Here is a 24389-nt window from a genome sequence, read left to right as displayed (position 1 = left end):
GTAGCCTATGGTTTACTCTTCTGCACTCCCTCCTCACAAACTTATTCTTGGTATTGACCCTGGCACCCAGGTTATGGGGTATGGCCTTATCGAAGTAACTGGTTCTAAGGTAAAGGTGGTGCAGTATGGGGTAATTCACCTCAAAAGTTACAGTAACCACGCCGTCAAGTTAAAGAAAATTTTTGACCGGATGATACAGCTAATCGATGAATACCTTCCGGATGAGCTTGCAATTGAATCCCCCTTCTTTGGCGTTAACGTGCAAAGTATGCTGAAACTGGGTCGTGCGCAGGGTGTAGCCATAGCAGCCGCTTTGTCCCGTGACATCCCTTATGTTGAGTATGCCCCAAAAAAGGTAAAGCAGTCAGTAACCGGAAACGGAAATGCCTCCAAAGAACAGGTGGCAGCCATGCTGGTGCAGATACTGAACATACAACCTGACCCAAAACTGCACGATGCTACTGATGCGCTGGGGGTTGCGCTCTGCCATCATTACCAGAAAGGAAATAACGCCAAACAAGGTGGTAAGTCCTGGAAAAGCTTTTTGACAGACAACCCTGACAGGCTGGCAAGTAAATAAACCTCATGCCTCTCATAAACCGTATGAGGTTGTACCTGTTTTAGATACTCCATTACCAATTATATAGTAGCTTTGCACATTGATTGGTACTCAACCGGCTTTAATGAATCAAAACGATAATAACACGAAAAATACCCGCACCCGCACCTATGTAACCACCAGGAGGCTCGACAGAATGTTTGTGGAGCTGGCCAGTGTTTACCGTTTTATAGCAAGATTCTTCCGCGAGGTTTTCTTTCCTCCCTATGAAATTAAAGAAGTTATCAGGCAATGCTATGAAATAGGGGTGCGTTCTTTACCGCTTATTTCCCTGACAGGCTTTATCATTGGTATCGTGTTTACCAACCAGTCCAGGCCATCGTTGGCAGGGTTTGGCGCCACGGCACTCTTGCCAGCCCTGATCTCTGTGGCTATTGTGAGGGCAATGGGGCCACTGGTTACGGCACTGATCGCATCCGGAAGGGTTGGCTCGAATATCGGAGCCGAATTAGGTTCGATGCGCGTTACCGAACAGATCGATGCCATGGAGGTATCTGCTACAAAGCCTTTTAAATTTCTGGTTGTTACACGGGTACTGGCATCTACCTTTATGATTCCGGCCCTTACCATGTACACCACTTTGGTATCCCTGCTTGGGGGTTACCTGAATGTACACCAGAACGAACAAACCACTATCACCACGTTCTTTTACCAAGTGTTTGAAGCAATCACTTTCCTGGATATTATATCATCATCTGTAAAATCTGTTGTGTTTGGCTTTACAATTGGCATGGTTGGCTGTTATAAAGGCTACAATTCATCTAAGGGTACGGAAGGTGTAGGCAAGGCTGCCAACTCCTCTGTAGTTACGGCCATGTTCCTCATCTTTATAGAGGAGCTGCTCATTATGCAGATCGTGAACGCTTTAAGAGTAATGTAGGCATGCAGGAGAAAGAAATAAACCCGCGGATAGACAGAAGCGAGAAAGTAATTACGATCAGGGGACTCAAAAAAGCATTCGATGATTTTGAGGTACTGAAGGGTGTAGACCTGGACCTGTACAAAGGTGAGAACCTGGTTGTACTGGGCCGTTCGGGAACAGGTAAATCAGTTTTGATCAAAATAATTTCCGGTCTTTTACGGGCGGATGAAGGCACTGTTAACGTGTTAGGCAAAGAGGTAGGCAACCTTACCTCCAGGCAACTGGACGAGTTGCGCCTGAAGATCGGCTTCTCTTTCCAGAACAGCGCCCTCTACGATAGTATGACCGTTAAGGAAAACCTGGAGTTCCCTTTGGTCAGGCACTCAAAAGAGATGACGCAGAAAGACCGTGACAGGATCATTGACATAGTACTGGAAGCGGTGGGGCTGTCGCAGGCACTACACCAGATGCCTTCTGAATTATCCGGGGGGCAGCGCAAGCGTATCGGTATTGCCAGAACCCTGATCCTGCGCCCTGAAATTATGCTTTACGATGAACCCACAGCAGGACTTGACCCTATTACCTGTATAGAGATCAACAAACTGATAAATGAAGTGCAGCGCCGGTTTAACACATCTTCTATCATCATTACCCACGACCTGACCTGCGCCCGTGCCGTAGGAGACAGGGTGGTAATGCTACTCGACGGACAGTTCCAGCGACAAGGCACATTTGAGGAAGTATTCGACTCGAACGATGAGCGGGTACAAGCTTTTTACAATTATAACTTTATTGACTAAATGAGTACAACAAGTAATAAACCCACTGTGATTGTGGGCATTTTTGTTTTTTTGGCTATCGTTATACTGGTTGCAGGTATATTTACTTTGGCCGGGCAGCAGAAGCGCCTTATCAGTACGATTGATGTAAAAGCTATTTTTGATGATGTGGCAGGGCTAAAGACCGGCAATAACGTGTGGTTTTCAGGAGTAAAGATCGGTACGATCAAAAAGATCAGCTTTTATGGCGACTCACAGGTAGAAGTTACCATGCGCATTGAGGAAAGCGCACAGCAATATATCAGAGAAAACTCGGTAGCACGCATCAGTTCCGAGAGCTTTATTGGTAACAAGAACATTGTAATTGAAGGAGGTACACAGGCAGCAAGTGTAGTTGATGACGGCGATGTTATAAAGGCCATAAACCCGCTGAACACTGACGACTTGATGGAAACGTTGCAGAAAAACAACAAGAACCTGGTTGCCATCACCAGCGATTTCAAGCTGATCACCTCCCGGTTAGTTGACGGAGAGGGCACCATCGGCGCCATACTGACTGACACTGCTATGGCTGATAATTTTAAGGCGATGGTCGCTAACCTGCAGAAAACATCCAGAAGTACAGTTAATGCATCCCAGGAACTGTCACGTTTTACCTCGAAGCTCAATAACCCAAGAGGACTGGCAAACCAGGTTGCCACTGATACAGTTGTGTATAGCAGGCTCAAAAAATCTATGGCCGAACTACAGGAGGCCACCAATTCTGCCGCCGCCCTTATGGAAAACCTGCAGCAGACAAGCCAGAAACTGGATAGTGACAGCAATGCTGTGGGGGTACTGCTTTCGGACCAGGAATTTGCAAAGCAATTGAAAAGTACCATGCAAAATCTTGAGACAAGCTCCCGTAAGTTTGACCAGAACATGGAAGCGCTGCAAAGCAATATCCTGTTAAGAGGATTTTTCAAGAAGCAGGAAAAGCAGCAGCAGGAGGCAATTGAAGACTCTTTGAAGCAGATCCAGCAGCAATAAAGAAAGCATAAAAAAAGAGAGGGGGCAGCTAATTGTGTTTAGCTGCCCCCTCTCTTTTTTTATGCAATATAACCTAGCTGTGGTATTCAGCCCTGATCTTTTCTGCTACTTTCTCAAACTCATTTTTACTGAACTCCTGCTTATTTGCAAAGTTCATGTCTGCCATACTGTTTAGTGGAATAAGGTGCACATGCGCATGCGGCACCTCCAGGCCAACAACAGCCATGCCTACACGCTTGCAAGGCACTGCTTTTACAAGGGCTTTGGCAACCTCTTTTGCAAATGCCATCAGGCCGGTGTAGAGGTCATCATCCAGGTCAAAAATGTAATCTATCTGCTGCTTCGGTATAACTAAGGTGTGTCCCAAGGCGGTTGGGTACACATCTAAAAAGGCCAGAAAACGGTCACTCTCTGCTATCTTGTAAGCAGGAATATCCCCATTAACAATCTTTGTAAATATCGAAGCTTCCATAGTTTAACGGCTGATTTCCAGTATCTCAAACTTAATGTTACCGGCAGGAACCGTGATTTCAGCTACATCACCTACTGACTTGCCAAGTAGTCCCTTACCGATCGGCGACTTAACGGAGATCTTTCCTGCTGCCAGGTCCGCCTCCTCTTCAGCCACCAAAGTATAGTTTACTACCATGTTGTTCTTTAGGTTTTTGATCTTTACTTTAGATAAGATCAGCGCCTTACTTGCATCCAGGTGCGACTCATCTATCAGGCGGGCATTTCCTACGATCTCCTCCATCTTGGCGATCTTCAGTTCCAGGTGGCCCTGGGCATCTTTTGCAGCATCGTACTCAGCGTTCTCGCTCAAGTCACCTTTATCACGTGCCTCAGCCAGCTGACGCGCCACTTCCGAACGGCCTTTCGTTTTGAGCACAGCTAATTCATCTTTTAGCTTTTGCAAACCTTCTGCGGTGTAATAAGAAATCTTGCTCATTTTAGTTTCCACGTTTAAAACACAAAAACAAAAAGAACGGTTATGGCGTGCATAACCGTTCTTTTTGCCAAATATGTAAATTATTTAATTCTTTTTCAGGGCAACGGCAGGTATAAGCTGCTCAGCCGCCCAGTATAGCATACGCGCTGTAATTAACTGCTTTATGAAACAAGGAGCTACTCCCCCTGCTCTTGACAAAGGCAAATATACAAATTTAGCGACACAAGATGCAATAAGTTTAAATTTACTTAAGCTGCGATTTTTTACAGCAAGCTCTTGATTTTAGCTACCAGTACCTCGTTTATCTTTACGTAAGATTCGTGCGTCCAGCCTGCTATATGTGGCGTAAGTATAACATTTTCAGCTTTGGCAAGATAATCAAACTCCTCCTGCTGCCTGCCGGTCAGGGTAGCAAGTTTTTCATTCTCCAGCACGTCCAGGGCGGCTCCTTTAAGTTTACCACTTTTAAGGTGTGCCACCAAAGCAGACTGCTGCACCACATCACCCCGTGAGGTATTCATAAACCAGACAGGCTTGGCCAAGAGCCCGAAAAAAGTATCATCAGCAAAACCAAGGTTCTCCGGTATGTACGGAATGTGCAGGCTAACGACATCTGCTTCTGCCATTAACTGCTCCAGGGTAACCCGCTCATAAGGGTCACAAATTTTTTCAGGAGCAAATTTGTCGTAGGCTAAAATGCGGCAGCCAAAGCCTCCTAAAACCTGGGCGAAGCTTTGCCCCATATTTCCAAAGCCTATTATGCCTACTGTTTTGCCTCCGAGCTCCTCCCCCCTGTTTTCTTCACGCATCCATACTTTGTTGCGTACCTGATTATCGCCTAGGGCAATGTTACGCATCAGAGCCAGGAGCAATCCCAACGCAAACTCTCCAACAGCCTGCCTGTTGCCTTCATTCGCTGCAACCAGGGCTATTCCACGTTCCTGTAGCGCTTCTGTATCAATGTTATCGACACCTGCTCCTGCACGCGCTACAAACTTTAGCCTGTCCGCATGCTTCAGGGTTTCGGCTGTGATGCGCATCTTGCTCCGAACGATCAGCCCGTCGAACCCTGCCAGCGCCTCCCCTACCTGTGCCGGCTTTATAGCTGGCATGTAAACCGCTTTAACGCCTATACTATCCAGCATTTCTATAATGCTGGGATGCATCTCATCTATAATTAGAGCGGTTGGATTTTTATGGTTTGATGTAGTCATGATTTTAGGGTATAAAAACAGCTGTAATTACGTGCTCCCTCTGGTTTATCTTTCCGGATCAGTTGCTACGTTAGCACCTCCCCCTAACAGGCTTGTTTGCCTTTAAAGACTATAGAGCAGGTGCGCAACCCCGAAGTAGATCGTGATCCCCAGCAGGTCGTTTGCTGTTGTAATGAAAGGGCCAGCCGCTACGGCTGGGTTTATTCCAAACTTATCCAGTATCATTGGAGTGATGGTTCCCATCATTGAAGCAAGCATCACGACAGAGAACAATGCTGTAGCCACAACTGTGGAAATGGTCAGGTCCTGGCGAAAAAGATAAGTGAAGCTAAACACAAGTATAGAGATGATCACAGCGTTTAACAAGGCAACCAGCACAAGCTTAAAGATACGCTGTGCGAAGTTCTCAAACATTACCGCATTTGATGAGAGGGTCTGGATGATAATAGAGGACGATTGTATGCCTACATTACCGCCAGTTGCCGTTATAAGTGGCACAAATAAGGCCAGAGCGGGTAAAAGTGCGATGTCTTTCTCAAAAAAACCCATGAAATGCGCGGCCAGCAAACCTCCCACCATACCAATAATAAGCCAGGGTAACCTGGAGCGGGAGATCCGGAAAACGCTGTCATCTTCCTCCACATTCTCAGAGATACCCGTCATCAACTGGCGGCTTAGTTCTGCCTGCTCCTGCATCACGTCTACAACGTCATCAATCGTAATGCGGCCCAGTAGCCTGCCCTGTATGTTTACCACGGGTATAGCTTCCAGGTCATACTTCTGCATCACATTCACTACCTCGTTCTCATCCCTGAAAGACTCGATCGAGATCACATCCGGGTTGTAGATATCTTTCACCAGCTTATCGTCCTTTGAAAGCAACAGGGCCTTCACACTGACCCGGCCCACCAGTATATCCCGGTTATCAACCACATACACGGTATAGATCCGTGACACATCTTCCGCCTGACGGCGAATTTCTTCAATACATTGTGTTACACGCCAGTTCAGGTTTACTTTGATAAGCTCCTTTGCCATCAGACCACCCGCACAATCTTCTTCGTAGTGCAGCAGGTCCAGTATGTCTTCTGCCTTTTCCTCGTTATCGATCAGTGCCAGCACCTCCTCGCGTGTCTGAACAGACTGTTCGTTCAGAATGTCCACGGCATCATCCGAGTGCATCAGGTTAACATAGCGGGCAATCTCGGCACTGGTAAAATAATCCAGGAAATCTTCGCGTATATCATAGTCCAGGTCACTCAGTATCTCTGCTCCCACCTCCGGCGGCAACAGGTCCATGATGTACTTAGACTCATTGGTATCGAGCTCATAGAGCACCGTGGTAATATCGGCAGGGTGCATTTCTGCCATCTCACGCAGGAGAAATTCCTTGTCCTGGCGTTCTATAGCTTCCTCTACCTGCTCAATAAATTCACGTGTTATCTCTATCTGCATCGCTTTATTCTAAATGGCGCTCTATCAGTTGGGTCAGTTCTATAAAATCCTGTACCGAAAGTTGCTCGGCACGCTTGTCAAAAACAGGCAGTGCTGTGGTTTCAGGTGGCAAGTTATAACTTCGAAGTGAGTTACGAAGGGTTTTGCGTCGTGTTCCGAAACTTAATTTCACCACTTGCTTAAACAGCTTCTCGTCACAATCCAGTTTTTCCACCTCATTTCGTACCAGACTGATCACAGCAGACTTGACCTTTGGCTTAGGGTGGAAAACATGCTCACTTACGGTAAATTTGTAATCTATGGTGTAATAAGCCTGCAGCAGAACGCTCAGAATACCGTAAGTTTTGGATCCGGGAGGGGCTGCCAGCCTCTCGGCCACTTCTTTCTGTATCATGCACACTACCTCCGGCACCACATCGCGATGCTCCAGAACTTTAAAGAAAATCTGGCTGGAAATGTTGTACGGAAAATTGCCGATAATTGCAAAGGAACCCGGGAAGAGCTGGCTTAGGTCAGATTTGAGAAAGTCTGCCGAAATAATGCGATCTCCGAGTTGCGGAAAATGTTCCTGCAGGTAGGCAATCGATTCCCGGTCAATATCCACCACCGTGGTCCTGTACTCTGGCTGCTTGATCAGGTACTGTGTGAGCACACCCATACCCGGACCAATCTCCAGTACGTCTTTTACGCCACCGGGCAGGCTGAGCTGCTCCACAATTTTAATGGCGATATTCTGGTCTACCAGAAAGTGTTGCCCCAGGTGTTTCTTTGGTTTTACGTTACCCACGCTTCTTTATTTAGCGACTGGCAGAGTGAAAGTATACTTTTCCGTCCAATCTCGTTATACCTATATTGTGTGTTAGCTGCAGCCAATGCAATAGCGGCAGACTTTCGCATTACGTATTATACTTACTATATTGCAGCCTCAAAGATACAAACGACAGATGCCAACACAACTTAAATACGACACAAGCTTAGCTAAAAATACCGATCTGGCTATAATAGTAGCCAAAGGTCAGGTAGATCTGGCGCAGGAACTTCAGCCTGAAGAGCAAAAATATGTGCAACAGCAGGTACAGCAGGATGCCAAGTTTGTTCTCCTGAATCGCTATTCGCACCGGGTTTATGTAGTGGTGGCGCCTGATGCCAAAACTGAAAACCTTAAAAATGAAGCCCTCCGCCAGGCTGGCCACAAGTTGCTCCAGCAGCTGAAGTCCGACAAAGCAGAGCGCATCACTATACTTGATAAAACAAATACCAGCGCCAGTTTAGCTTTAGCAGAAGGCTTGTACCTAAGCAACTACCAGTTTAATAAGCACAAAACGAAAGATGCCAAACCTAGCTCCCTGCAAACCATCACGATTGCTGATGCGCAGGTAGATGAGAAAAAGGTGCAGGAGCTGGCTACTGTACTAGAGGCAGTTTATAAGGTGCGTGACCTGATCAATGAACCGCACAGCCACCAGTCGGCTACGCAACTAAGCGAACAACTGGAGACCTTAGCAGATGAAGCAGGCTTTGAACTGGAAGTACTGGACCTGATTAAAATACAGTCGCTGAAAATGGGCGGACTTTTAGCCGTAAACCAGGGAAGCGAAGAGCCTGCCACTTTTAACATTTTAGAGTGGAAGCCTGATAACGCTACTAACACTAAACCCTACGTGTTGGTAGGCAAAGGCGTGGTATACGACACTGGCGGATTAAGCCTGAAGCCGACACCACAGTCCATGGACTACATGAAGTCTGATATGGCAGGAGCCGCCGCCATAACCGGTGTTATTTACGCAGCCGCTAAGAACAAACTGCCATTGCACATCATCGGACTGATACCAGCAACGGATAACAGGCCCGGAGGCAATGCTGTTGCGCCTGGCGATGTGATCACCATGCACAATGGCATGACAGTAGAGGTGCTGAACACTGATGCTGAGGGCAGGCTTATACTTGCTGACGCCCTGAGCTTTGCTAAAAAATACAACCCGGAACTGGTGCTGGACATGGCAACCCTGACAGGTTCAGCTATGCGTGCCGTAGGTAAGGAGGGATTAGCTGTAATGGGCACAGCGGGTGACGACGTGATGGCTGGCCTTAAAAAAGCCGGTGACAACGTACACGAGCGTATCGTTGAGTTCCCGCTGTGGGATGAGTATAAAAAGCAGCTGGATTCGGACATTGCCGACCTTAAAAACATTGGAGGGGCTGACGCCGGGCACATTACAGCAGGCAAGTTCCTGGAGGCTTTCACAGATTACCCATGGGTGCACTTTGACATTGCCGGTACAGCATACCTGCATGCCGAAGACTCTTACCGCGGCAAACTGGCCACAGGTTCTGGTGTTCGCCTGGTTTATAACTACCTTAGCTCCCTGGCCCGATAAATAAGAATGGATACTAAATATAAAGTAAAACTAGGCATCAGCATAGGCGACACGAACGGAATTGGTCCGGAAGTTATCGTAAAGACCCTGGCTGATCAGCGAATACTTAATTTCTGCACACCTGTCATCTATGCCTCACCGGCCCTGTTAAACAGAGTGCGCAAAGCCCTGAGTGCAGAGCACTTCTTTTACCAGCAGATAGACAACGCTAGTGATATGGTAGCCCGAAAGGTAAACCTGGTTACCTGCTGGGAGAATGAAGTGGAAGTTAATCCGGGTACACCAACACCAGAGTCCGGCAAGGCATCGCTTGACTCGTTACTGGCAGCCTGCAACGACCTGAAAGCAGGATTGCTGGATGGTTTGGTAACAGCCCCGATAAACAAGGACAACATACAGGCCGAGAACTTTAATTTTCCGGGCCACACTGAATTCCTTACCTCCTTTTTTGATGCACCAGAAAGCCTGATGCTGCTGGTTAGTGAAGACCTGAGAGTAGCTACCGTAACAGGCCACCTGCCCTTAAAAGAGGTATCGCCTAAACTGACGGAAGAGTTGCTTATTCGTAAGATGACGATCCTGCTGGAATCCCTCAAGAATGACTTTGGCATTTTAAAGCCACGCATTGCTGTGTTAGGACTTAACCCCCATGCTGGCGAAGAAGGCTTATTAGGTACTGAAGAGCAGGAAGTAATACGTCCGGCAGTGATGCACATGAAAGAGCGCGGTCACCTGGTATTCGGGCCCTACCCTGCCGATGGCTTTTTTGGTATGCGGCAGTACAAACAGGTAGATGCCGTACTGGCCATGTACCACGACCAGGGACTTATTCCGTTTAAAACTTTAGCCTTTGAAAGCGGCATTAATTATACCGCAGGTTTACCGGTAGTGCGAACTTCGCCTGACCACGGTACTGCCTATGATATTGCTGGTAAGCATATTGCAAATGAAACCTCTTTCAGGGAAGCCTTGTTCCTGGCCTGTGACATCATTAAAAAGCGGCAGACAGAACAAATGCCTGCTATTTAATAATGTGTTAATAACGTCAGGTATTTTTTTTATCAGAAATATCTCCTAATTTTGCGTCTTGCAATAAAAAGTCGGTTGTGAAAAAGCTAAAAGATTATGAAATCGGCATTGCCAAACTCAGCAATAAGAAACATTCTTATGAGTTTGAGATGGATGATTCCTTCTTTGAACTTTTTGGGACGGAAATAATATCAGGAGGGAAGCTGCTGGCTACCGTGGAGCTCGACAAAACAGAGTCGTTGCTTACATTTAAGATTGACATACAAGGGCATGTGCGCCTGACCTGTGACAGAAGCCTGGATGAGTTTGACCATCCGGTAGATTTGCAGGAGGTTTTCAGAGTGAAGTATGGCGATGAAACCATGGAACTGGATGATGACCTGTGGCAGATCACAAGTAGTACACAGTCTATCAACATTGCACAACACCTGTATGATTACATTATTCTGTCGTTGCCTATGAAAAAGCTGCACCCACGTTTTGTGGAGGAGCTTGATGACGAGGAAGATGACAGAGAGGAGGATCTCCTGATTTATACTTCGCGCAGCGAGAGCGACAGCGAAGATGAGGACGAAGGCGACGAGGATTCAGATCCCCGCTGGGACGCACTCAGAAACCTGAACTAAAGAGTTTTAGAAGAATAAAAGTATAAACTAGTAAGTAAATTTTTAATAAAAAATGGCACATCCTAAACGTAAGATTTCGAAGACCAGAAGAGATAAGAGAAGAACTCATTATAAACTTTCTGAAAAAGCCATCGCAATCTGCCCTACTACAGACACGCCCCACCTGTTTCACCACGCTTATGTGGTAGATGGCGACCTGTTCCATAAAGGCAAGCTGGCTATCAAGAATTATACAACGAACGCACAGTAAGCAATAGCCTGCTACTTTAAAGTTCTGTATAATTTAACAACACCCAGTAAATGAGGATCGCCTTAGACGCTATGGGCGGTGACTTTGCACCAGAGGCTGTCGTTAAAGGTGCACTGTTAGCCGCTCAGCAGCTGGATCAGGAAGATGTCATCTTGCTTATTGGCAAGGAAGACGTTATCCAACCACTGCTAACCGAAAACGGATATACTGGCAATAACATCCAGATTGTACATGCCAGCCAGGTAATAGAAATGGGAGAGCACCCAACAAAGGCGCTCTCACAAAAAACCGACTCCAGTATTGCAGTTGGGTATGGCTTGCTTAAAATGCAGAAAGCTGATGCTTTTTGTAGCGCAGGAAATACCGGTGCTATGCTGGTAGGTGCCATGTTTAGCGTAAAAGCAATTGAAGGAATACTAAGGCCGTCTATTGGTGGCCTGGTTCCTAAAGTCAATGGCGGTTTCGGTATCATGCTGGATGTAGGGGCAAATGCAGATTGCAAGCCTGAAGTACTGGAGCAGTTTGGCGAGATAGGCTCTATCTATGCCAAGTATGTTCTGGAAATTCCTAACCCAAAGGTTGGCTTAATGAACCTGGGTGAAGAAGAAGGCAAAGGTACTGTAGTGACACAGGCTGCACACCAGCGCCTGAAAGCGAACAGCAGCATTAACTTTATCGGTAACATAGAAGGGCGTGACCTTTTTAATGATAAAGCAGATGTGATCGTTTGTGATGGCTATACAGGCAACATCATACTGAAGATGGCAGAGAATATCTATGACATCCTCAACGAGAAGAACATTCACGATCCGTTCTTCGACAAGTTCAATTACGAGGCTGTTGGTGGTAGTCCAATTCTGGGTATAAACGGTAACGCAGTCATCGGGCACGGAGTTTCCAGTCCGAAGGCGATCAGCAACATGGTGTTACAGGCCCATAAGATGGTGGCATCAAAGCTTTCAGAACGCTTCAGAAAAAATTTCACTGAATAAATTGTTGCCCAAAGGGGCAATAGCTGTTATTTAGCTGGCATAATCTGCATCAGTAACTCTTTTTATAGAAACTGGCAGGTTATGCCAATTTTTTTTTAGTAAATTGCCCACCACATTTATTTTAACAACAAGACTTTTCTTAACATGAGTAAAATCACTGCCGCTATTACAGGTGTAAGTGGCTATGTTCCGGAATACGTGCTCACTAACAAAGAGCTTGAGACAATGGTTGATACCAATGATGAGTGGATCACTTCGCGCACGGGTATCAAAGAGAGGCGTATCCTGAAAGGGGAAGGTAAAGGAACTTCACATATTGCTGTACCAGCAGTTAGGGATTTACTCGAAAAGACGAATACCAGGCCTGAAGAGATAGACCTTCTTATCTGTGCTACGACCACCCCTGACATGGTGTTTCCGGCTACTGCTAACCTGATCACAGCTGAGATTGGCGCCGTAAATGCTTTCGGGTACGACTTGCAGGCTGCCTGTTCAGGCTTCCTCTATGCGCTGGCAACAGGGGCCAAATTCATCGAGTCTGGACGCTATAAGAAAGTAGTAGTAGTAGGCGCTGATAAAATGTCTTCTATTGTAGATTATACTGATAGAACTACCTGCATCATTTTTGGTGATGGTGGTGGCGCTGTAATGCTGGAGCCTAACACAGAAGGTTATGGTGTTATTGATGAGGTATTGAAGTCTGATGGAACCGGCGCACAATACCTGCACATGAAAGCAGGTGGTAGCCGCAAACCTGCAACAGTAGACACTGTTCTGGCACGAGAGCATTATGCATACCAGGAGGGGCAGCAGGTGTTTAAGTTTGCCGTTAAAGGTATGGCTGATGTTTCAGCAGAAGTAATGGAGCGTAACAAACTGACAGGCGATGATGTTGCCTGGCTGGTACCGCACCAGGCTAACAAGCGCATCATTGAGGCAACAGCTAACCGTATGGGGCTGAGCAACGAAAAAGTAATGTTGAACATTCAGAAATATGGCAACACAACCAGCGGCACTATTCCGCTTTGCCTGTGGGAGTATGAGAGCCAGTTGAAGAAAGGTGATAACGTGGTACTGGCAGCTTTTGGGGGAGGATTTACCTGGGGTGCCATTTACGTGAAGTGGGCATATGACCCGAAATAATCCTGCTTAGGAACATAAAAAATATACTTACAAAGCGGTCTTAGGGCCGCTTTTTTTATGTCTCCTATTATTCCTCACTATATAAGGCAGAACAATTTGCAAAGAGACCACCTGTGGATAGGCAAAAAACGGAGCAAAAAATATTATGCATGCCTAACGCTTATATAAAAGATGTGGTTATACCAAACTATTGCTGGGTTTTTCAGGACAATTATACCAGATTGAACAACTTTATTTGCAACACAGCAATTTGAGCTATACTTTTACCCTTTAATATTTCTATCAAGATACAACCATAAACTATGGCAACCACAGCTGATATTAAAAACGGTGTTGTGATCGAATACAACAACGACCTTTACCAGGTAACCGACTTCCAGCACGTAAAGCCAGGCAAAGGCCCCGCATTTGTAAGAACTAAGCTTCGAAATATCAGAACTGGCAAAGTACTGGATAACACCTTCTCTGCCGGTCATAAGATCACCACTGCCCGCGTTGAGCAGCGTCCGCACCAGTTTATCTACAAAGATGACATGGGCTACAACTTTATGGACATGAACACCTTTGAGCAGGTAACCCTGAACGAGGCGATGGTGCCATTTGCTGATCTGATGAAAGAAGGACAGGAAGTTACCATCCTGTTCCATGCTGAGACAGAGACTCCACTAACATGCGAGATCCCTCCTTTCGTTGAACTGACCATTACTTATACAGAACCAGGCATCAAGGGCGACACGGCCACTAACGCCTCAAAACCAGCCATTGTAGAAACAGGTGCAACTATACAGGTGCCCCTTTTCATTGGCCAGGACGAAAAAATCAAAGTAGACACTCGTACATATTCATACGCAGAGAGAGTTAAATAACACATGAAAGCTAAAGAAATCCAGGACCTGATCGACTTTATCGCCAAATCCGGCTTGAATAAAGTGAACATTGAAACAGAAGAATTCAAGATCTCAGTAAAGCGTGATCCGGATCAGAAAGTGAAGTATGTGAGCCAGCCAGCTGCTGCAGCTCCTGCTCCACAGGCTCCAGCTCCACAGGCAGCAGCTCCAGCAGCTGCCCCAGCACCTGCTGCTCCCGCCGCAGCAGCGCCTGCATCTGATGACAGCAAGTATGTAGCCATTAAGGCGCCAATGATCGGTACGTTCTACCGCTCTTCAAGCCCGGAATCACCTTCCTTTGTAAACGTAGGCGACGAGGTAAAGAAGGGTCAGGTTATCTGCATCATCGAAGCAATGAAACTGTTCAACGAGATCGAGTCTGAAGTTTCTGGTAAGATTGTAAAAGTACTGGTAGACAATGCTTCACCGGTAGAGTATGATCAGCCTTTATTTTTGGTTGACCCAAGCTAATTAAAGATTAAAAATTAAAAATTAAAAAACACGGATGTGCCAGTTAGATGCGTACCCTGCTTTATAATTTCTAATTATTAATTTCTAATTTTTAATTAAAGAAAATGTTCAAGAAGATATTGATCGCCAACCGTGGCGAAATTGCGTTACGCATCATCCGTACTTGTAAAGAGATGGGTGTTAAAACGGTAGCGGTATATTCTACTGCCGATAAGGAAAGCCTGCACGTACGCTTTGCTGACGAAGCTGTTTGTATTGGACCTCCACCAAGTGGGCAGTCATACCTTAACATACCAAATATCATAGCGGCAGCGGAAATTACGAACGCAGATGCTATTCACCCTGGTTATGGCTTCCTGTCAGAGAATGCTGAATTCTCCCGTATCTGTGCTGAGAACAACATCAAATTCATTGGTGCCTCCCCGGAGATGATCAACCAGATGGGTGATAAGGCCTCGGCCAAGGCAACCATGAAGAAAGCCGGCGTTCCAACTATACCTGGTTCTGAAGGACTTCTGAAGTCTATCGAGGAAGGTAAGAAGATTGCCAACAAAGTTAAGTACCCGGTTATACTTAAAGCTACTGCCGGCGGTGGTGGCCGCGGTATGCGTATCGTGCGTAACGACATGGAGTTTGAAAAGGCATGGAATGATGCCCGTACAGAGTCTAAGGCTGCATTCGGAAACGATGGTATTTACCTGGAGAAATTCGTGGAAGAGCCGCGTCACATAGAAATTCAGTTGATCGGCGACCAGCATGGGCAGGTAGCCCACCTTTCTGAACGTGACTGCTCAATTCAGCGCCGTCACCAGAAACTGGTAGAAGAAACACCTTCTCCATTCATCACAGATGAGTTGCGCGATAAAATGGGACAGGCAGCTATTGCTGGTGCCAAAGCGATCAACTACGAAGGTGTTGGTACCATTGAGTTCCTGGTAGATAAAAACCGTGACTTCTACTTCATGGAGATGAACACGCGTATCCAGGTGGAACATCCTATCACAGAAGAGGTAATTGATTACGACCTGATCAAGGAGCAGATAAAAGTTGCTGCCGGTGAGAAGATAACCGGGAAGAACTACTACCCAAAAATGCATGCCATTGAGTGCCGTATCAACGCCGAGGATCCTAAGAACGGTTTCCGCCCTTCTCCCGGTAAGATAACGACGCTACACATGCCAGGCGGCCACGGTGTACGTATAGATTCTCATGTTTACTCCGGCTATACCATTCCGTCAAACTACGACTCCATGATCGCCAAACTGATCGTGAGTGCGCAGACCCGTGAAGAGGCCCTGGTGAAAATGAAACGTGCTCTGAGTGAGTTTGTGATCGAAGGTATTAAAACAACAATCCCTTTCCACCTGAAGCTGATGGATGATCCTGGATTTAAAGAAGGTAATTTCACAACAGCTTACCTTGATGGTTTTGATTTCAGCAGCTTGTAATTAAGCTGTTCTAATAGTATAAAAAAAGCCACGGCTATATAGCCGTGGCTTTTTTTATACGTGGTGCAACCAATTTTACATTTTGGTTATCTTGCTGATGTATGAGGAAGATAACAATAGCATTCACCCTGTTCATAGGAGCAGCAACATGCCTGACTGGTTGCACATCGCAACTTTTCATCGATGCGACTTTGCCTCCCGCAGTAGAAGTTACCAACCAGCAATGGAAAGTAGTAGCAATTAATAGGTTTAACCCTGACCTGCTAGCTTACAAGCGTGAAAAGAAACAAGAAGTATACAGACAAGGAGCCGACCAAGCCTTTGCTGGCGCCTTGGAAGCTATACAGCATGATGATACATACCAGCTGGTTGCAGCTGATACTTTATTTAAGTTTTCAGACAATTCTCTGAAAGAGCCGTTCCACCCAGACCAGGTTAAAAGTGTTTACACAAAATACCCACACCACCTGCTCCTGACCCTTGATAATTTTGACGCTTACTTTGAGCAGGAAACGGTGCGTGAAAAAGATGACAATGGCAATGTGAACAAGACGGCGTTATATACATTGATTACTACCTCCGACTGGACCTTCTATGATAGCACAGGGCTTGTGCTGGACCAGATCCAATTAATGCAGAAACAACTTTATGACTCCCGAAGCGTGCTCAGTGGGTTACTTGCTATCGGTCCTTCGATGGGTAACGCTGGCGAAATGGTGAACAGCCTTGCCAGGCAAACAGGCCGAAACTACTGGAGCCGTCTTTCCCCGAAGCAAATAAGTATCGTACGCCCTTATTACTCCATGAAGAACTTCCAACCGGCTGCCATACAGATGGCAGCCCGAAATTGGGATGAAGCAATCACATTACTGGAGCCAATTGCAGGCAGTAAAAAAAGGAAGGATGCAGGAAAGGCAGCCTATAACCTAGCTGTAGTGCATGAAGCGAAGGGCGACATCAAAGGAGCTAAAAAATGGGCCCGGCAGGCTGCAGACAATGGAAATAAACTGGCTACTCTCCTTCTGCCTAATCTGCAAAACTACTCAACTGATTTTTAGCTTATAAAGCAGAAGTCCCAGCCGTTAACGGCTGGGACTTCTGCTTTATAAAATTTCTATTTAGTCTTTCTAAGTTCCTCTTCCATCAGCTGCTCCAGTTCGGTGTACCAGCCTTCGCCATACTTACGGACTAGCGGCTCTTTCAGGAACTGATATACGCGCACCCCCAGATCTTGTCCGAAGCTACATGCAGCGCTGCAAATACCCCAGCGGTCATAGTTCAACGCCTCAAAACCATCGTACTTGGTGATCCGAATAGGGTAAAGGTGACAGGAAATCGGTTTCTTCCAACCTATCTTGCCGTCATAATAGGCCTGCTCAATAGCGCACTTTAGTGTATTATCTTCGTCATAAATTGCATAAGCGCACTCTCTGTTGCCAATAGTAGGCGTTGAGTAGTCGCCTTCCCAATCTTTGATGTAAAGCCCCTGCTCCTCTACTGCCTTCTGTCCGGCATCTGACATATAAGGCTTAACATGCGCAAAGCTCTCCTGTAATATAGCTAACTCCTCTTCTTCTAAAGGCGCACCCAGGTCTCCCTCAACGCAGCAGGCACCTTTACATTTTTCCAGGTTACACACAAAAAACTGGTCCCGGACATCATCACTAATAACTGTATTCTGAAGAACTATCATAAAAAGAATTAGAGTATTGAAGCGCAGTAAACATTAACCGTTACACACGCATCAAGAAATATAAAGGTAAATAATATCAGGCTTACTTCTGCTTCTCCGGCGATCCGGCAGCCATCAGCACGTTTTGCACGTTCTCCTGACTGGTGTAATCAATCGCTGCTTTGCCACTGACATCCCGCATTTTCGGATCTGCCCCGGCTTGAATAAGTGCGACAATTACTTCAGAGTTTGCGTTCATTTCACAGGCAAGTATCAAAGGTGTCTTACCTTCGTTATTACGGGCATTGGGCTTAGCCCCTGCATCCAGAAGCCTCCCCAGTTCCATGATCCCAATATGCTGCCCGATAGTGGCTTGCAGCGCCTTAGCTAATACGGTATTACCTTCATTATCGCGGATGTTAGGGTTGGCACCCTTCCGCAACAGCATATCCAGTAGATCAACCTGTTCCTGCTCATAGAGCTCGGACCTGATTCGGGCACTGCTCACCAGGTAGTGCAGCGCAGTCTTACCGTCTACATCTCTGTCGTTGATATTGGCTCCTTTGCTAAGCAGCATGCTCACCGTTTTAACCCGAACTTCCGGCTCATAAGTAACGCCATAATCTTCCAGCAACAACGGAATATAAATTGTGTGCATAAGCGGTGTTCTGCCCCGCAGGTCGGTAGCAAAATCGTCTGGCATGGCAAGGGTATTCACATCGCCGCCGGCATTGAGTGCACGTTTCAGCATGTCCGGATCACGTGTTACAGCGGCTATTACCACTTTCTGGTCAGGAGTCTGGTTGATGTACTTCAGCTGGTCATAAGCCAGTACGCTGCCTTTTGAAACTGCCTTACGATATAGTCCGCGCGCTTCCTCTATCTTCACCTCTCCCAGTGTTCCTTCTTCCTTCAGCAGGCCCATGGTATACAACGCCTCACGCTCCCCTGCCTGAACACCTTTATTAAGCCAGTAAACAGCTTTATCGTAATCCTTTTTTACACCCTCCCCATTCAGGTAAAGGTTTGCAAGCGAAGCATAGGAGTTTACATCATTCGCCTCTGCTGCTTTACTCAGGTAGTTAAAGGCAAGTCCTTTGTCTACCATCTCGCCAAAACCAGTATAGTACATACTGCCCAATATTCTGTTACTAAAGGCATCCCCCTCCACTGCTTTCTCACGGATCACGATTGCTGCCGTGCGCATGTGCTGCATAAAGCGGCGCTTATCATCATTGGACCGTACAATAGTTTGCTCAGCTAATCCTAAATGCCCCAGAAGACTGCCTTCGTCCACAGCTTTTTTATAGTAGTAGGTAGCAGAGTCCCTATCAGCTTCAAAATATTCATCTGTATCTTCAATCTGCCGGATCGTATCTATTTTCACAGAATCATACTTTAACTCACGGTACTGGTGCATTCTGCCAATAAAGTAGAGAGCATCTTTGTCACCCTGGGCCATAGCCTCTCTGAACTTCTGGTAGGCTTCGCGGTATTTTAAGGAAGTATAATAGCTCATTGCCTCATCCATGGCAGAAGTCCGCCAGACACTCTTCTTTACCTGAGCAGGGCTGGAGTTAGCTGAAACTTTCTTGTTACTGGCTGTAGCCGTTTTTGCAGTGACAGGTTTGGCAGCTGTTTTTCTGGCTGTTGCGGCGGCTGGCTTACTTGTACCGGCAGGTTTAGCAGGAACCTTTGTTTGCCCTATGCTTACCTGTGTGGTTAACAGCAAGGCCAACAGCAGCATATTAGCTGCTCCAGTACTTCTATTTATAAATTGAAATATCAAAATCAGATCGTTTGGTTTACGAAACAGCTACAAAACTACAGCTATCCTCGCTTTAAATCAAAAACCGGGCAAAATGTTACTCCACAGCAATTTCTTACTCAACTGGTAAACGCTTTCAAGGTACTTCCTGTTCATAACTAGAGGTTTATCTTTTAAAATTATTCATCTTGAACACCTGATGATGATAGCCTTGTTATTAAAAAGGAATTGTATTCGTAACTTGCATAGATTTTAAGACGCACGCGGAAGAGAAGAAATGGATTATATCAGCTTATTGAACGAGTCGCAACGTGCGGCAGTGCTTCACACCGAAGGACCCGCCATGATCATAGCAGGTGCAGGCTCTGGAAAAACACGGGTTTTAACGTACCGGATCGCTCACCTGATCAGCCTGGGAGTAGATCCTTTCAACATACTAGCGCTCACTTTTACCAATAAGGCGGCAAAGGAAATGCGCCATCGTATCGAAAAAGTGATCGGAAACGAGGCCAAGAATATCTGGATGGGCACGTTCCACTCGGTTTTCTCACGAATTTTACGTGCTGAAGCTGAGAAAATTGGCTACCCAAAGAGTTTCACCATCTACGATACCGACGACTCCAAGACACTCATTCGCAATATTGTGAAAGAGATGAACCTGGATGACAAGCTGTACAAGCCAAATGTGGTGTTGGGGCGCATCTCTTCTGCCAAAAACAAACTGATCTCGGTAAAACAGTACCTCAACGACCCTGTGATACAGGCCGATGATGATGCAGCTATGCGCCCGAAGATCGGCAAGATATATGAGATGTACCAGAACCGCTGTTTCAAGGCAGGGGCTATGGATTTTGATGACCTGCTGTTTAATACCAATGTGCTGTTCAAAGACCATCCGGATGCGCTGAACAAGTATCAGAATATTTTTAAGTTCGTGATGGTGGATGAGTACCAGGATACGAACTATTCGCAGTACCTGATTACGCGTAAACTAGCTGCTCAGAACCGTAATATTGTTGTAGTAGGTGATGATGCACAGTCTATTTATGCTTTCCGGGGGGCCGATATTCAGAACATCCTGAACTTTGAACGCGACTACCCTGAGCTGCAGGTATTTAAACTGGAGCAGAACTACCGCTCTACCAAAAACATTGTGAATGCGGCCAACTCGGTAATTAAGAACAACACAGCGCAGCTGCGCAAAGATGTTTTTACTGATAACGAGCAGGGACCATTGATCGAGGTGATAAAGGCCAATTCCGATAATGAGGAAGGCAAACTGGTGGCTACAACTATTTTCGAGGAGAAAATGAGCAACCACCTCTCCTACGATGATTTCGCTATACTTTACCGTACCAATGCGCAGTCAAGGGCGATGGAAGAAGCCCTGCGCCGCATGAACATCAAGTATAAGATCATCGGGGGCCTGTCGTTCTACCAGCGTAAAGAGATCAAGGACCTGATCGCTTACCTGCGCCTGACGGTAAACCCGAACGATGAACAGGCATTGCGACGCGTTATAAACTACCCGAAGAGAGGCATTGGCGAGACCACCGAGCAAAAGATATTTGTAACTGCAAACGAGACCAACCATAGCGTGTGGGAGGTGGTGCAAAATGCCGGGCAGTTTTTGGGTAACCGTGTGGGAACGGCCATCGAAAATTTCTCTATCATGATCCGTGATTTTGCACGGATCGCGGAGAATTCAGATGCCTTTGAGGTTGCAAAACACATTGCCAAGCATTCAGGCATTGTAGATGACCTGTACTCAGACAAAACTGTGGAAGGCCTTGCACGCTACGAAAACATACAGGAACTCCTGAACGGTATAAAGGAGTATGTGGACGACCCGGAGAAGGAGGACAAAAGTCTTTCGGCATTTCTCCAGGATATTGCCCTGATCACAGATGCAGATACTAAAGCAGACCTTGACGGAGAGTTTGTAACATTGATGACCATTCACTCGGCCAAAGGTCTTGAGTTTAAGAATGTGTTTATCGTTGGCATGGAAGAAAACCTTTTCCCGAGCCAGATGATGCTCAACTCCCGTGCAGACCTGGAAGAGGAACGCCGTTTGTTTTATGTTGCTATCACACGAGCAGAGAAAAAGCTATACTTAACGTATGCCACCAGCCGTTACCAATGGGGCAACCTGCGTTCCTGTGAAAAAAGTCGCTTTTTGGAGGAGATCGACCCAAAATATCTTAACTTTAAATATGGCGAATCAGCTTCCGGAGGAAATGTGTTTGACAGAGTGCTGCAGCGCAAGAGCAGCATCAGCAGCCTGGTAACGCCGCCGCCACGCAAACAAGCCGCTACAGCCTATACAGCACCAGCCGACTTCAAGCCAAGCGATACCTCCCAGCTGGCCGAGGGGATGAAAGTAGAGCACCCTAAGTTTGGTTTTGGCGTAGTATCTAAAATAGATTCTCAGGGTAACAGTGTAAAAGCCATCATCAATTTTGAGGAAGTAGGCGAAAAAACCCTGTTATTAAGCTTTGCCAAATTGCGCATACATAACTAGTGTTAATAATAGATCTGTAACCAGGATCCGGTTAATTAAGGCTGCTTGTAAACCTGGAGCTGAACAAATGAGGAGTGTAATTAACTTTTTGCTATATATTTAACGTAAAGGTTAATTCTGATCTCTTATTTTGAATTTCTAATTCACTTCTTATTTCAAATTCTTAATTTTGAATATTCTAAATCGATATAATGGAAGCTAGTACCTCTTTTAAACAAGACCTGTTACTGCGTGAATACGGCCGTAATGTACAAGACCTGGTAAACTATATTACCAAAGTAGAAGATCGTTCGGAACGTACCCGCCTGGCACAGTTGCTTATAAACCTGATGGCAAAGCTTAACCCCCAGCTGCGCGACACCCAGGACTACCAGCAGAAACTCTGGAACCACCTGTTCGTGATGTCGGGCTCAACGCTGGATGTTGATGCCCCTTACCAGCTTAGCGCCATGGAATATCTAAACGATAAGCCACAGCCGATGGAATATTCATTAGTAACACCAAGGTACAAGCACTACGGAACGAATGTGGAGCTCCTCATACAAAAGGCTACAGAGCTGGACGATGAAAAAGAGCGTGATGCAGCGATCGTTTCTATCGGAAAACTGATGAAAACGCTTTACAAGTCTTATAACAAAGACAGCATTACCGATGATGTTATTCTAAATGATATCCGTCAGCTCTCCAAAGGAAAACTGAACATGGACCTGGGCTACATCGAGAGCAACAACCTGTTTGAATCCAATGGCGGCAGCAGCGGCAGACCACAGCAGGACAACCCACGTAGTCAGCAAAACCGTGGCGACAACCGCGGCAGAAAAAATCCAAGATCCTCTTCCAATCAAAGAAATAAATAATATAAATGGCTTCTTTCGAAGTAATAGGCGGCAATAAACTGAAAGGCGATATACAGCCACAGGGAGCGAAAAATGAAGCTCTACAGATTTTATGCGCCGTACTTTTAACCTCTGAACCTGTTATCATCTCTAATATTCCTGATATCAGAGATGTAAATAAACTAATTGACCTGCTTCGCGGATTAGGAGTGAAAGTGGAGCGTAATGCCCCGGACACCTATACTTTCCAGGCTGATAATGTGAACCTGGATTACCTTGACACGGCGGCCTTTGTAGAACAAGGGCGTGCTATCAGGGGCTCTGTGATGATAGTGGGGCCTATGCTTGCCCGCTTCGGAAAGGCGAAAATGCCTAAACCGGGTGGTGACAAAATTGGCCGCCGCAGGCTTGACACGCACTTTATTGGTTTTGAAAAACTGGGTGCTCATTTTGAGTACGACTCAGAAGCCAGTTTCTACAATGTATCGGCTGACCGTTTGAAAGGAGCTTACATGCTGCTGGATGAGGCATCGGTTACGGGCACTGCCAATATCCTGATGGCCGCTGTACTGGCCGAAGGAACCACTACTATTTACAATGCCGCATGCGAGCCTTACGTACAGCAGCTTTGCCGTATGCTGAACCGCATGGGTGCTAAGATAAGTGGTGTTGGCTCTAACCTGCTTGTAATTGAGGGTGTGGAAAGGCTTGGAGGCACCGAACACCGGATGCTGCCTGACATGATTGAGATAGGTTCTTTTATCGGACTTGCCGCCATGACAGGTTCTGAGATCACAATCAAAAACTGCCAGATTCCTGAACTAGGACTTATACCAGACACTTTCCAGCGCCTGGGCATAAAGATGGAATTCCGGGGTGATGACATTTACATACCGGAGCAAGACCATTATATGGTGGATACTTATATTGATGGAAGTATCCTGAACATTTCTGACCACACCTGGCCAGGTTTAACCCCAGACCTTTTAAGTGTAGCCTTAGTTGTTGCCACACAAGCAAAAGGTACTGTGCTGGTGCACCAGAAGATGTTTGAGAGCCGCCTGTTCTTTGTAGATAAACTGATTGATATGGGTGCCCAGATCATCCTTTGCGATCCGCACCGTGCCACAGTGATCGGGCTTAATAACCAGATGCCATTAAGAGGCATCCGAATGACCTCCCCTGACATTCGTGCCGGTGTAGCCTTGCTTATTGCCGCACTATCTGCAGAAGGTAAAAGTATTATAGATAACGTAGAGCAGATCGATCGGGGTTACCAGAACATCGATGGAAGATTAAATGCCATTGGTGCGCAGATAAAAAGAATATAAAGCTTACAACTATAAAAATAGAAAGAGCACCTTAACCGGGTGCTCTTTTTTTTATGGAGAAGTTTATAGAAGTAACTCAATAAAATCAAATAAACATACAGTAAAGTATATAATAATTTATATATAT

At 46.1% G+C, this 24389-nt stretch carries 24 protein-coding genes; 17 read left to right on the top strand and 7 right to left on the bottom strand.

Translation table 11 applies throughout. From position 1 onward, the window contains the following. Positions 1-7 precede the first annotated feature (7 nt). The 4 genes from ruvC (at position 8) to ACSX1A_RS03580 (ending at position 3289) form a co-directional block, all read left to right on the top strand. The gene (ruvC, locus tag ACSX1A_RS03595) at positions 8-580 is read left to right on the top strand and encodes a crossover junction endodeoxyribonuclease RuvC (RefSeq protein ID WP_439882247.1); all 573 of its coding nucleotides are present in this window, start codon (positions 8-10) and stop codon (positions 578-580) included. A 103-nt stretch (positions 581-683) separates the two neighbouring features. Continuing rightward, complete coding sequence (locus ACSX1A_RS03590; RefSeq protein ID WP_439882246.1) at positions 684-1499, top strand: MlaE family ABC transporter permease; 816 nt, start codon at positions 684-686, stop codon at positions 1497-1499. Between the two features lie 2 nt (positions 1500-1501). Then, positions 1502-2281, top strand: coding sequence for an ABC transporter ATP-binding protein (locus tag ACSX1A_RS03585; RefSeq protein WP_439882245.1), 780 nt, complete (start codon positions 1502-1504; stop codon positions 2279-2281). Continuing rightward, entirely contained in the window at positions 2282-3289 is a 1008-nt protein-coding gene (locus ACSX1A_RS03580; RefSeq protein WP_439882244.1) for an MlaD family protein, read from the top strand. A 73-nt stretch (positions 3290-3362) separates the two neighbouring features. On the opposite strand, the gene ACSX1A_RS03575 is transcribed toward ACSX1A_RS03580, so the two are convergent. The 5 genes from ACSX1A_RS03575 to rsmA all read right to left on the bottom strand — a co-directional run bounded on the left by ACSX1A_RS03575 (position 3363) and on the right by rsmA (position 7694). Continuing rightward, complete coding sequence (locus ACSX1A_RS03575) at positions 3363-3761, bottom strand: HIT family protein (protein WP_439882243.1); 399 nt, start codon at positions 3759-3761, stop codon at positions 3363-3365. Between the two features lie 3 nt (positions 3762-3764). Then, on the bottom strand, positions 3765-4238 hold the full coding sequence (gene greA / locus ACSX1A_RS03570) for a transcription elongation factor GreA (protein WP_439882242.1): 474 nt from the start codon (positions 4236-4238) through the stop codon (positions 3765-3767). 263 nt (positions 4239-4501) lie between these two features. After that, a complete protein-coding gene (locus ACSX1A_RS03565) occupies positions 4502-5452 on the bottom strand; it encodes an NAD(P)-dependent oxidoreductase (RefSeq protein WP_439882241.1) in 951 nt (316 codons plus the stop codon). Positions 5453-5554: 102 nt separating this feature from the next. Beyond that, positions 5555-6907: a magnesium transporter gene (mgtE, locus tag ACSX1A_RS03560; protein WP_439882240.1), complete on the bottom strand. Its 1353-nt coding sequence runs from the start codon at positions 6905-6907 to the stop codon at positions 5555-5557. Positions 6908-6911: 4 nt separating this feature from the next. After that, the gene (gene rsmA, locus ACSX1A_RS03555; RefSeq protein ID WP_439882239.1) at positions 6912-7694 is read right to left on the bottom strand and encodes a 16S rRNA (adenine(1518)-N(6)/adenine(1519)-N(6))-dimethyltransferase RsmA; all 783 of its coding nucleotides are present in this window, start codon (positions 7692-7694) and stop codon (positions 6912-6914) included. A gap of 157 nt (positions 7695-7851) precedes the next feature. On the opposite strand from rsmA, the gene ACSX1A_RS03550 reads away from it, so the two are divergent. The 10 genes from ACSX1A_RS03550 (at position 7852) to ACSX1A_RS03505 (ending at position 17189) form a co-directional block, all read left to right on the top strand. Further along, positions 7852-9285 (top strand): leucyl aminopeptidase family protein, encoded by a 1434-nt coding sequence (locus ACSX1A_RS03550; protein WP_439882238.1) that lies wholly within the window; start codon positions 7852-7854, stop codon positions 9283-9285. A gap of 6 nt (positions 9286-9291) precedes the next feature. Beyond that, positions 9292-10314 carry a 4-hydroxythreonine-4-phosphate dehydrogenase PdxA gene (pdxA, locus tag ACSX1A_RS03545; protein ID WP_439882237.1) on the top strand — a complete coding sequence of 341 codons (1023 nt, stop codon included), beginning with the start codon at positions 9292-9294 and terminating at the stop codon, positions 10312-10314. Positions 10315-10391: 77 nt separating this feature from the next. Next, entirely contained in the window at positions 10392-10940 is a 549-nt protein-coding gene (locus ACSX1A_RS03540) for a YceD family protein (RefSeq protein WP_439882236.1), read from the top strand. Between the two features lie 52 nt (positions 10941-10992). Further along, a complete protein-coding gene (gene rpmF, locus ACSX1A_RS03535) occupies positions 10993-11190 on the top strand; it encodes a 50S ribosomal protein L32 (RefSeq protein ID WP_377511541.1) in 198 nt (65 codons plus the stop codon). Positions 11191-11240: 50 nt separating this feature from the next. Beyond that, entirely contained in the window at positions 11241-12182 is a 942-nt protein-coding gene (gene plsX / locus ACSX1A_RS03530) for a phosphate acyltransferase PlsX (RefSeq protein ID WP_439882235.1), read from the top strand. 144 nt (positions 12183-12326) lie between these two features. After that, positions 12327-13325, top strand: a complete 999-nt coding sequence (locus ACSX1A_RS03525) for a beta-ketoacyl-ACP synthase III (RefSeq protein WP_439882234.1) — start codon at positions 12327-12329, stop codon at positions 13323-13325. Between the two features lie 302 nt (positions 13326-13627). Further along, complete coding sequence (gene efp, locus ACSX1A_RS03520) at positions 13628-14191, top strand: elongation factor P (RefSeq protein WP_439882233.1); 564 nt, start codon at positions 13628-13630, stop codon at positions 14189-14191. A gap of 3 nt (positions 14192-14194) precedes the next feature. Continuing rightward, positions 14195-14683, top strand: coding sequence for an acetyl-CoA carboxylase biotin carboxyl carrier protein (accB, locus tag ACSX1A_RS03515; RefSeq protein ID WP_439882232.1), 489 nt, complete (start codon positions 14195-14197; stop codon positions 14681-14683). Between the two features lie 104 nt (positions 14684-14787). After that, positions 14788-16131: an acetyl-CoA carboxylase biotin carboxylase subunit gene (gene accC, locus ACSX1A_RS03510; protein ID WP_439882231.1), complete on the top strand. Its 1344-nt coding sequence runs from the start codon at positions 14788-14790 to the stop codon at positions 16129-16131. Between the two features lie 101 nt (positions 16132-16232). After that, positions 16233-17189: a DUF6340 family protein gene (locus tag ACSX1A_RS03505; protein ID WP_439882230.1), complete on the top strand. Its 957-nt coding sequence runs from the start codon at positions 16233-16235 to the stop codon at positions 17187-17189. 56 nt (positions 17190-17245) lie between these two features. Here ACSX1A_RS03505 and ACSX1A_RS03500 read toward each other — a convergent pair whose 3' ends face one another. Together ACSX1A_RS03500 and ACSX1A_RS03495 are read right to left on the bottom strand one after the other, a co-directional pair. Further along, positions 17246-17824, bottom strand: a complete 579-nt coding sequence (locus tag ACSX1A_RS03500; protein ID WP_439882229.1) for a DUF3109 family protein — start codon at positions 17822-17824, stop codon at positions 17246-17248. Between the two features lie 82 nt (positions 17825-17906). Beyond that, positions 17907-19550, bottom strand: a complete 1644-nt coding sequence (locus tag ACSX1A_RS03495; RefSeq protein ID WP_439882228.1) for an ankyrin repeat domain-containing protein — start codon at positions 19548-19550, stop codon at positions 17907-17909. Between the two features lie 298 nt (positions 19551-19848). Here ACSX1A_RS03495 and ACSX1A_RS03490 point away from each other — a divergent pair, with 298 nt between their 5' ends. From ACSX1A_RS03490 to murA, 3 genes are all read left to right on the top strand, one after another. After that, positions 19849-22095, top strand: a complete 2247-nt coding sequence (locus tag ACSX1A_RS03490; protein ID WP_439882227.1) for an ATP-dependent helicase — start codon at positions 19849-19851, stop codon at positions 22093-22095. A 191-nt stretch (positions 22096-22286) separates the two neighbouring features. Further along, positions 22287-22952: a DUF4290 domain-containing protein gene (locus tag ACSX1A_RS03485; RefSeq protein ID WP_439882226.1), complete on the top strand. Its 666-nt coding sequence runs from the start codon at positions 22287-22289 to the stop codon at positions 22950-22952. A 5-nt stretch (positions 22953-22957) separates the two neighbouring features. Then, positions 22958-24262 (top strand): UDP-N-acetylglucosamine 1-carboxyvinyltransferase, encoded by a 1305-nt coding sequence (murA, locus tag ACSX1A_RS03480; RefSeq protein WP_439882225.1) that lies wholly within the window; start codon positions 22958-22960, stop codon positions 24260-24262. The last annotated feature ends 127 nt before the right edge of the window (positions 24263-24389 follow it).

The sequence above is a fragment of the Pontibacter sp. MBLB2868 genome, assembly GCF_051904785.1.
Classification (GTDB): domain Bacteria; phylum Bacteroidota; class Bacteroidia; order Cytophagales; family Hymenobacteraceae; genus Pontibacter.
This window is presented reverse-complemented; position numbering and strand designations above follow the sequence as displayed.

Excerpts from the sequence above, each read along its gene's own strand:
- ruvC (WP_439882247.1), top strand. The coding sequence starts at position 8 with ATGGTTTACTCTTCTGCACTCCCTCCTCACAAACTTATTCTTGGTATT.
- ACSX1A_RS03590 (WP_439882246.1), top strand. The coding sequence starts at position 684 with ATGAATCAAAACGATAATAACACGAAAAATACCCGCACCCGCACCTAT.
- ACSX1A_RS03585 (WP_439882245.1), top strand. The coding sequence starts at position 1,502 with ATGCAGGAGAAAGAAATAAACCCGCGGATAGACAGAAGCGAGAAAGTA.
- ACSX1A_RS03580 (WP_439882244.1), top strand. The coding sequence starts at position 2,282 with ATGAGTACAACAAGTAATAAACCCACTGTGATTGTGGGCATTTTTGTT.
- ACSX1A_RS03575 (WP_439882243.1), bottom strand. The coding sequence starts at position 3,761 with ATGGAAGCTTCGATATTTACAAAGATTGTTAATGGGGATATTCCTGCT.
- greA (WP_439882242.1), bottom strand. The coding sequence starts at position 4,238 with ATGAGCAAGATTTCTTATTACACCGCAGAAGGTTTGCAAAAGCTAAAA.
- ACSX1A_RS03565 (WP_439882241.1), bottom strand. The coding sequence starts at position 5,452 with ATGACTACATCAAACCATAAAAATCCAACCGCTCTAATTATAGATGAG.
- mgtE (WP_439882240.1), bottom strand. The coding sequence starts at position 6,907 with ATGCAGATAGAGATAACACGTGAATTTATTGAGCAGGTAGAGGAAGCT.
- ACSX1A_RS03550 (WP_439882238.1), top strand. The coding sequence starts at position 7,852 with ATGCCAACACAACTTAAATACGACACAAGCTTAGCTAAAAATACCGAT.
- pdxA (WP_439882237.1), top strand. The coding sequence starts at position 9,292 with ATGGATACTAAATATAAAGTAAAACTAGGCATCAGCATAGGCGACACG.
- rpmF (WP_377511541.1), top strand. The coding sequence starts at position 10,993 with ATGGCACATCCTAAACGTAAGATTTCGAAGACCAGAAGAGATAAGAGA.
- plsX (WP_439882235.1), top strand. The coding sequence starts at position 11,241 with ATGAGGATCGCCTTAGACGCTATGGGCGGTGACTTTGCACCAGAGGCT.
- ACSX1A_RS03525 (WP_439882234.1), top strand. The coding sequence starts at position 12,327 with ATGAGTAAAATCACTGCCGCTATTACAGGTGTAAGTGGCTATGTTCCG.
- efp (WP_439882233.1), top strand. The coding sequence starts at position 13,628 with ATGGCAACCACAGCTGATATTAAAAACGGTGTTGTGATCGAATACAAC.
- accB (WP_439882232.1), top strand. The coding sequence starts at position 14,195 with ATGAAAGCTAAAGAAATCCAGGACCTGATCGACTTTATCGCCAAATCC.
- accC (WP_439882231.1), top strand. The coding sequence starts at position 14,788 with ATGTTCAAGAAGATATTGATCGCCAACCGTGGCGAAATTGCGTTACGC.
- ACSX1A_RS03505 (WP_439882230.1), top strand. The coding sequence starts at position 16,233 with ATGAGGAAGATAACAATAGCATTCACCCTGTTCATAGGAGCAGCAACA.
- ACSX1A_RS03500 (WP_439882229.1), bottom strand. The coding sequence starts at position 17,824 with ATGATAGTTCTTCAGAATACAGTTATTAGTGATGATGTCCGGGACCAG.
- ACSX1A_RS03495 (WP_439882228.1), bottom strand. The coding sequence starts at position 19,550 with ATGCTGCTGTTGGCCTTGCTGTTAACCACACAGGTAAGCATAGGGCAA.
- ACSX1A_RS03490 (WP_439882227.1), top strand. The coding sequence starts at position 19,849 with ATGGATTATATCAGCTTATTGAACGAGTCGCAACGTGCGGCAGTGCTT.
- ACSX1A_RS03485 (WP_439882226.1), top strand. The coding sequence starts at position 22,287 with ATGGAAGCTAGTACCTCTTTTAAACAAGACCTGTTACTGCGTGAATAC.
- murA (WP_439882225.1), top strand. The coding sequence starts at position 22,958 with ATGGCTTCTTTCGAAGTAATAGGCGGCAATAAACTGAAAGGCGATATA.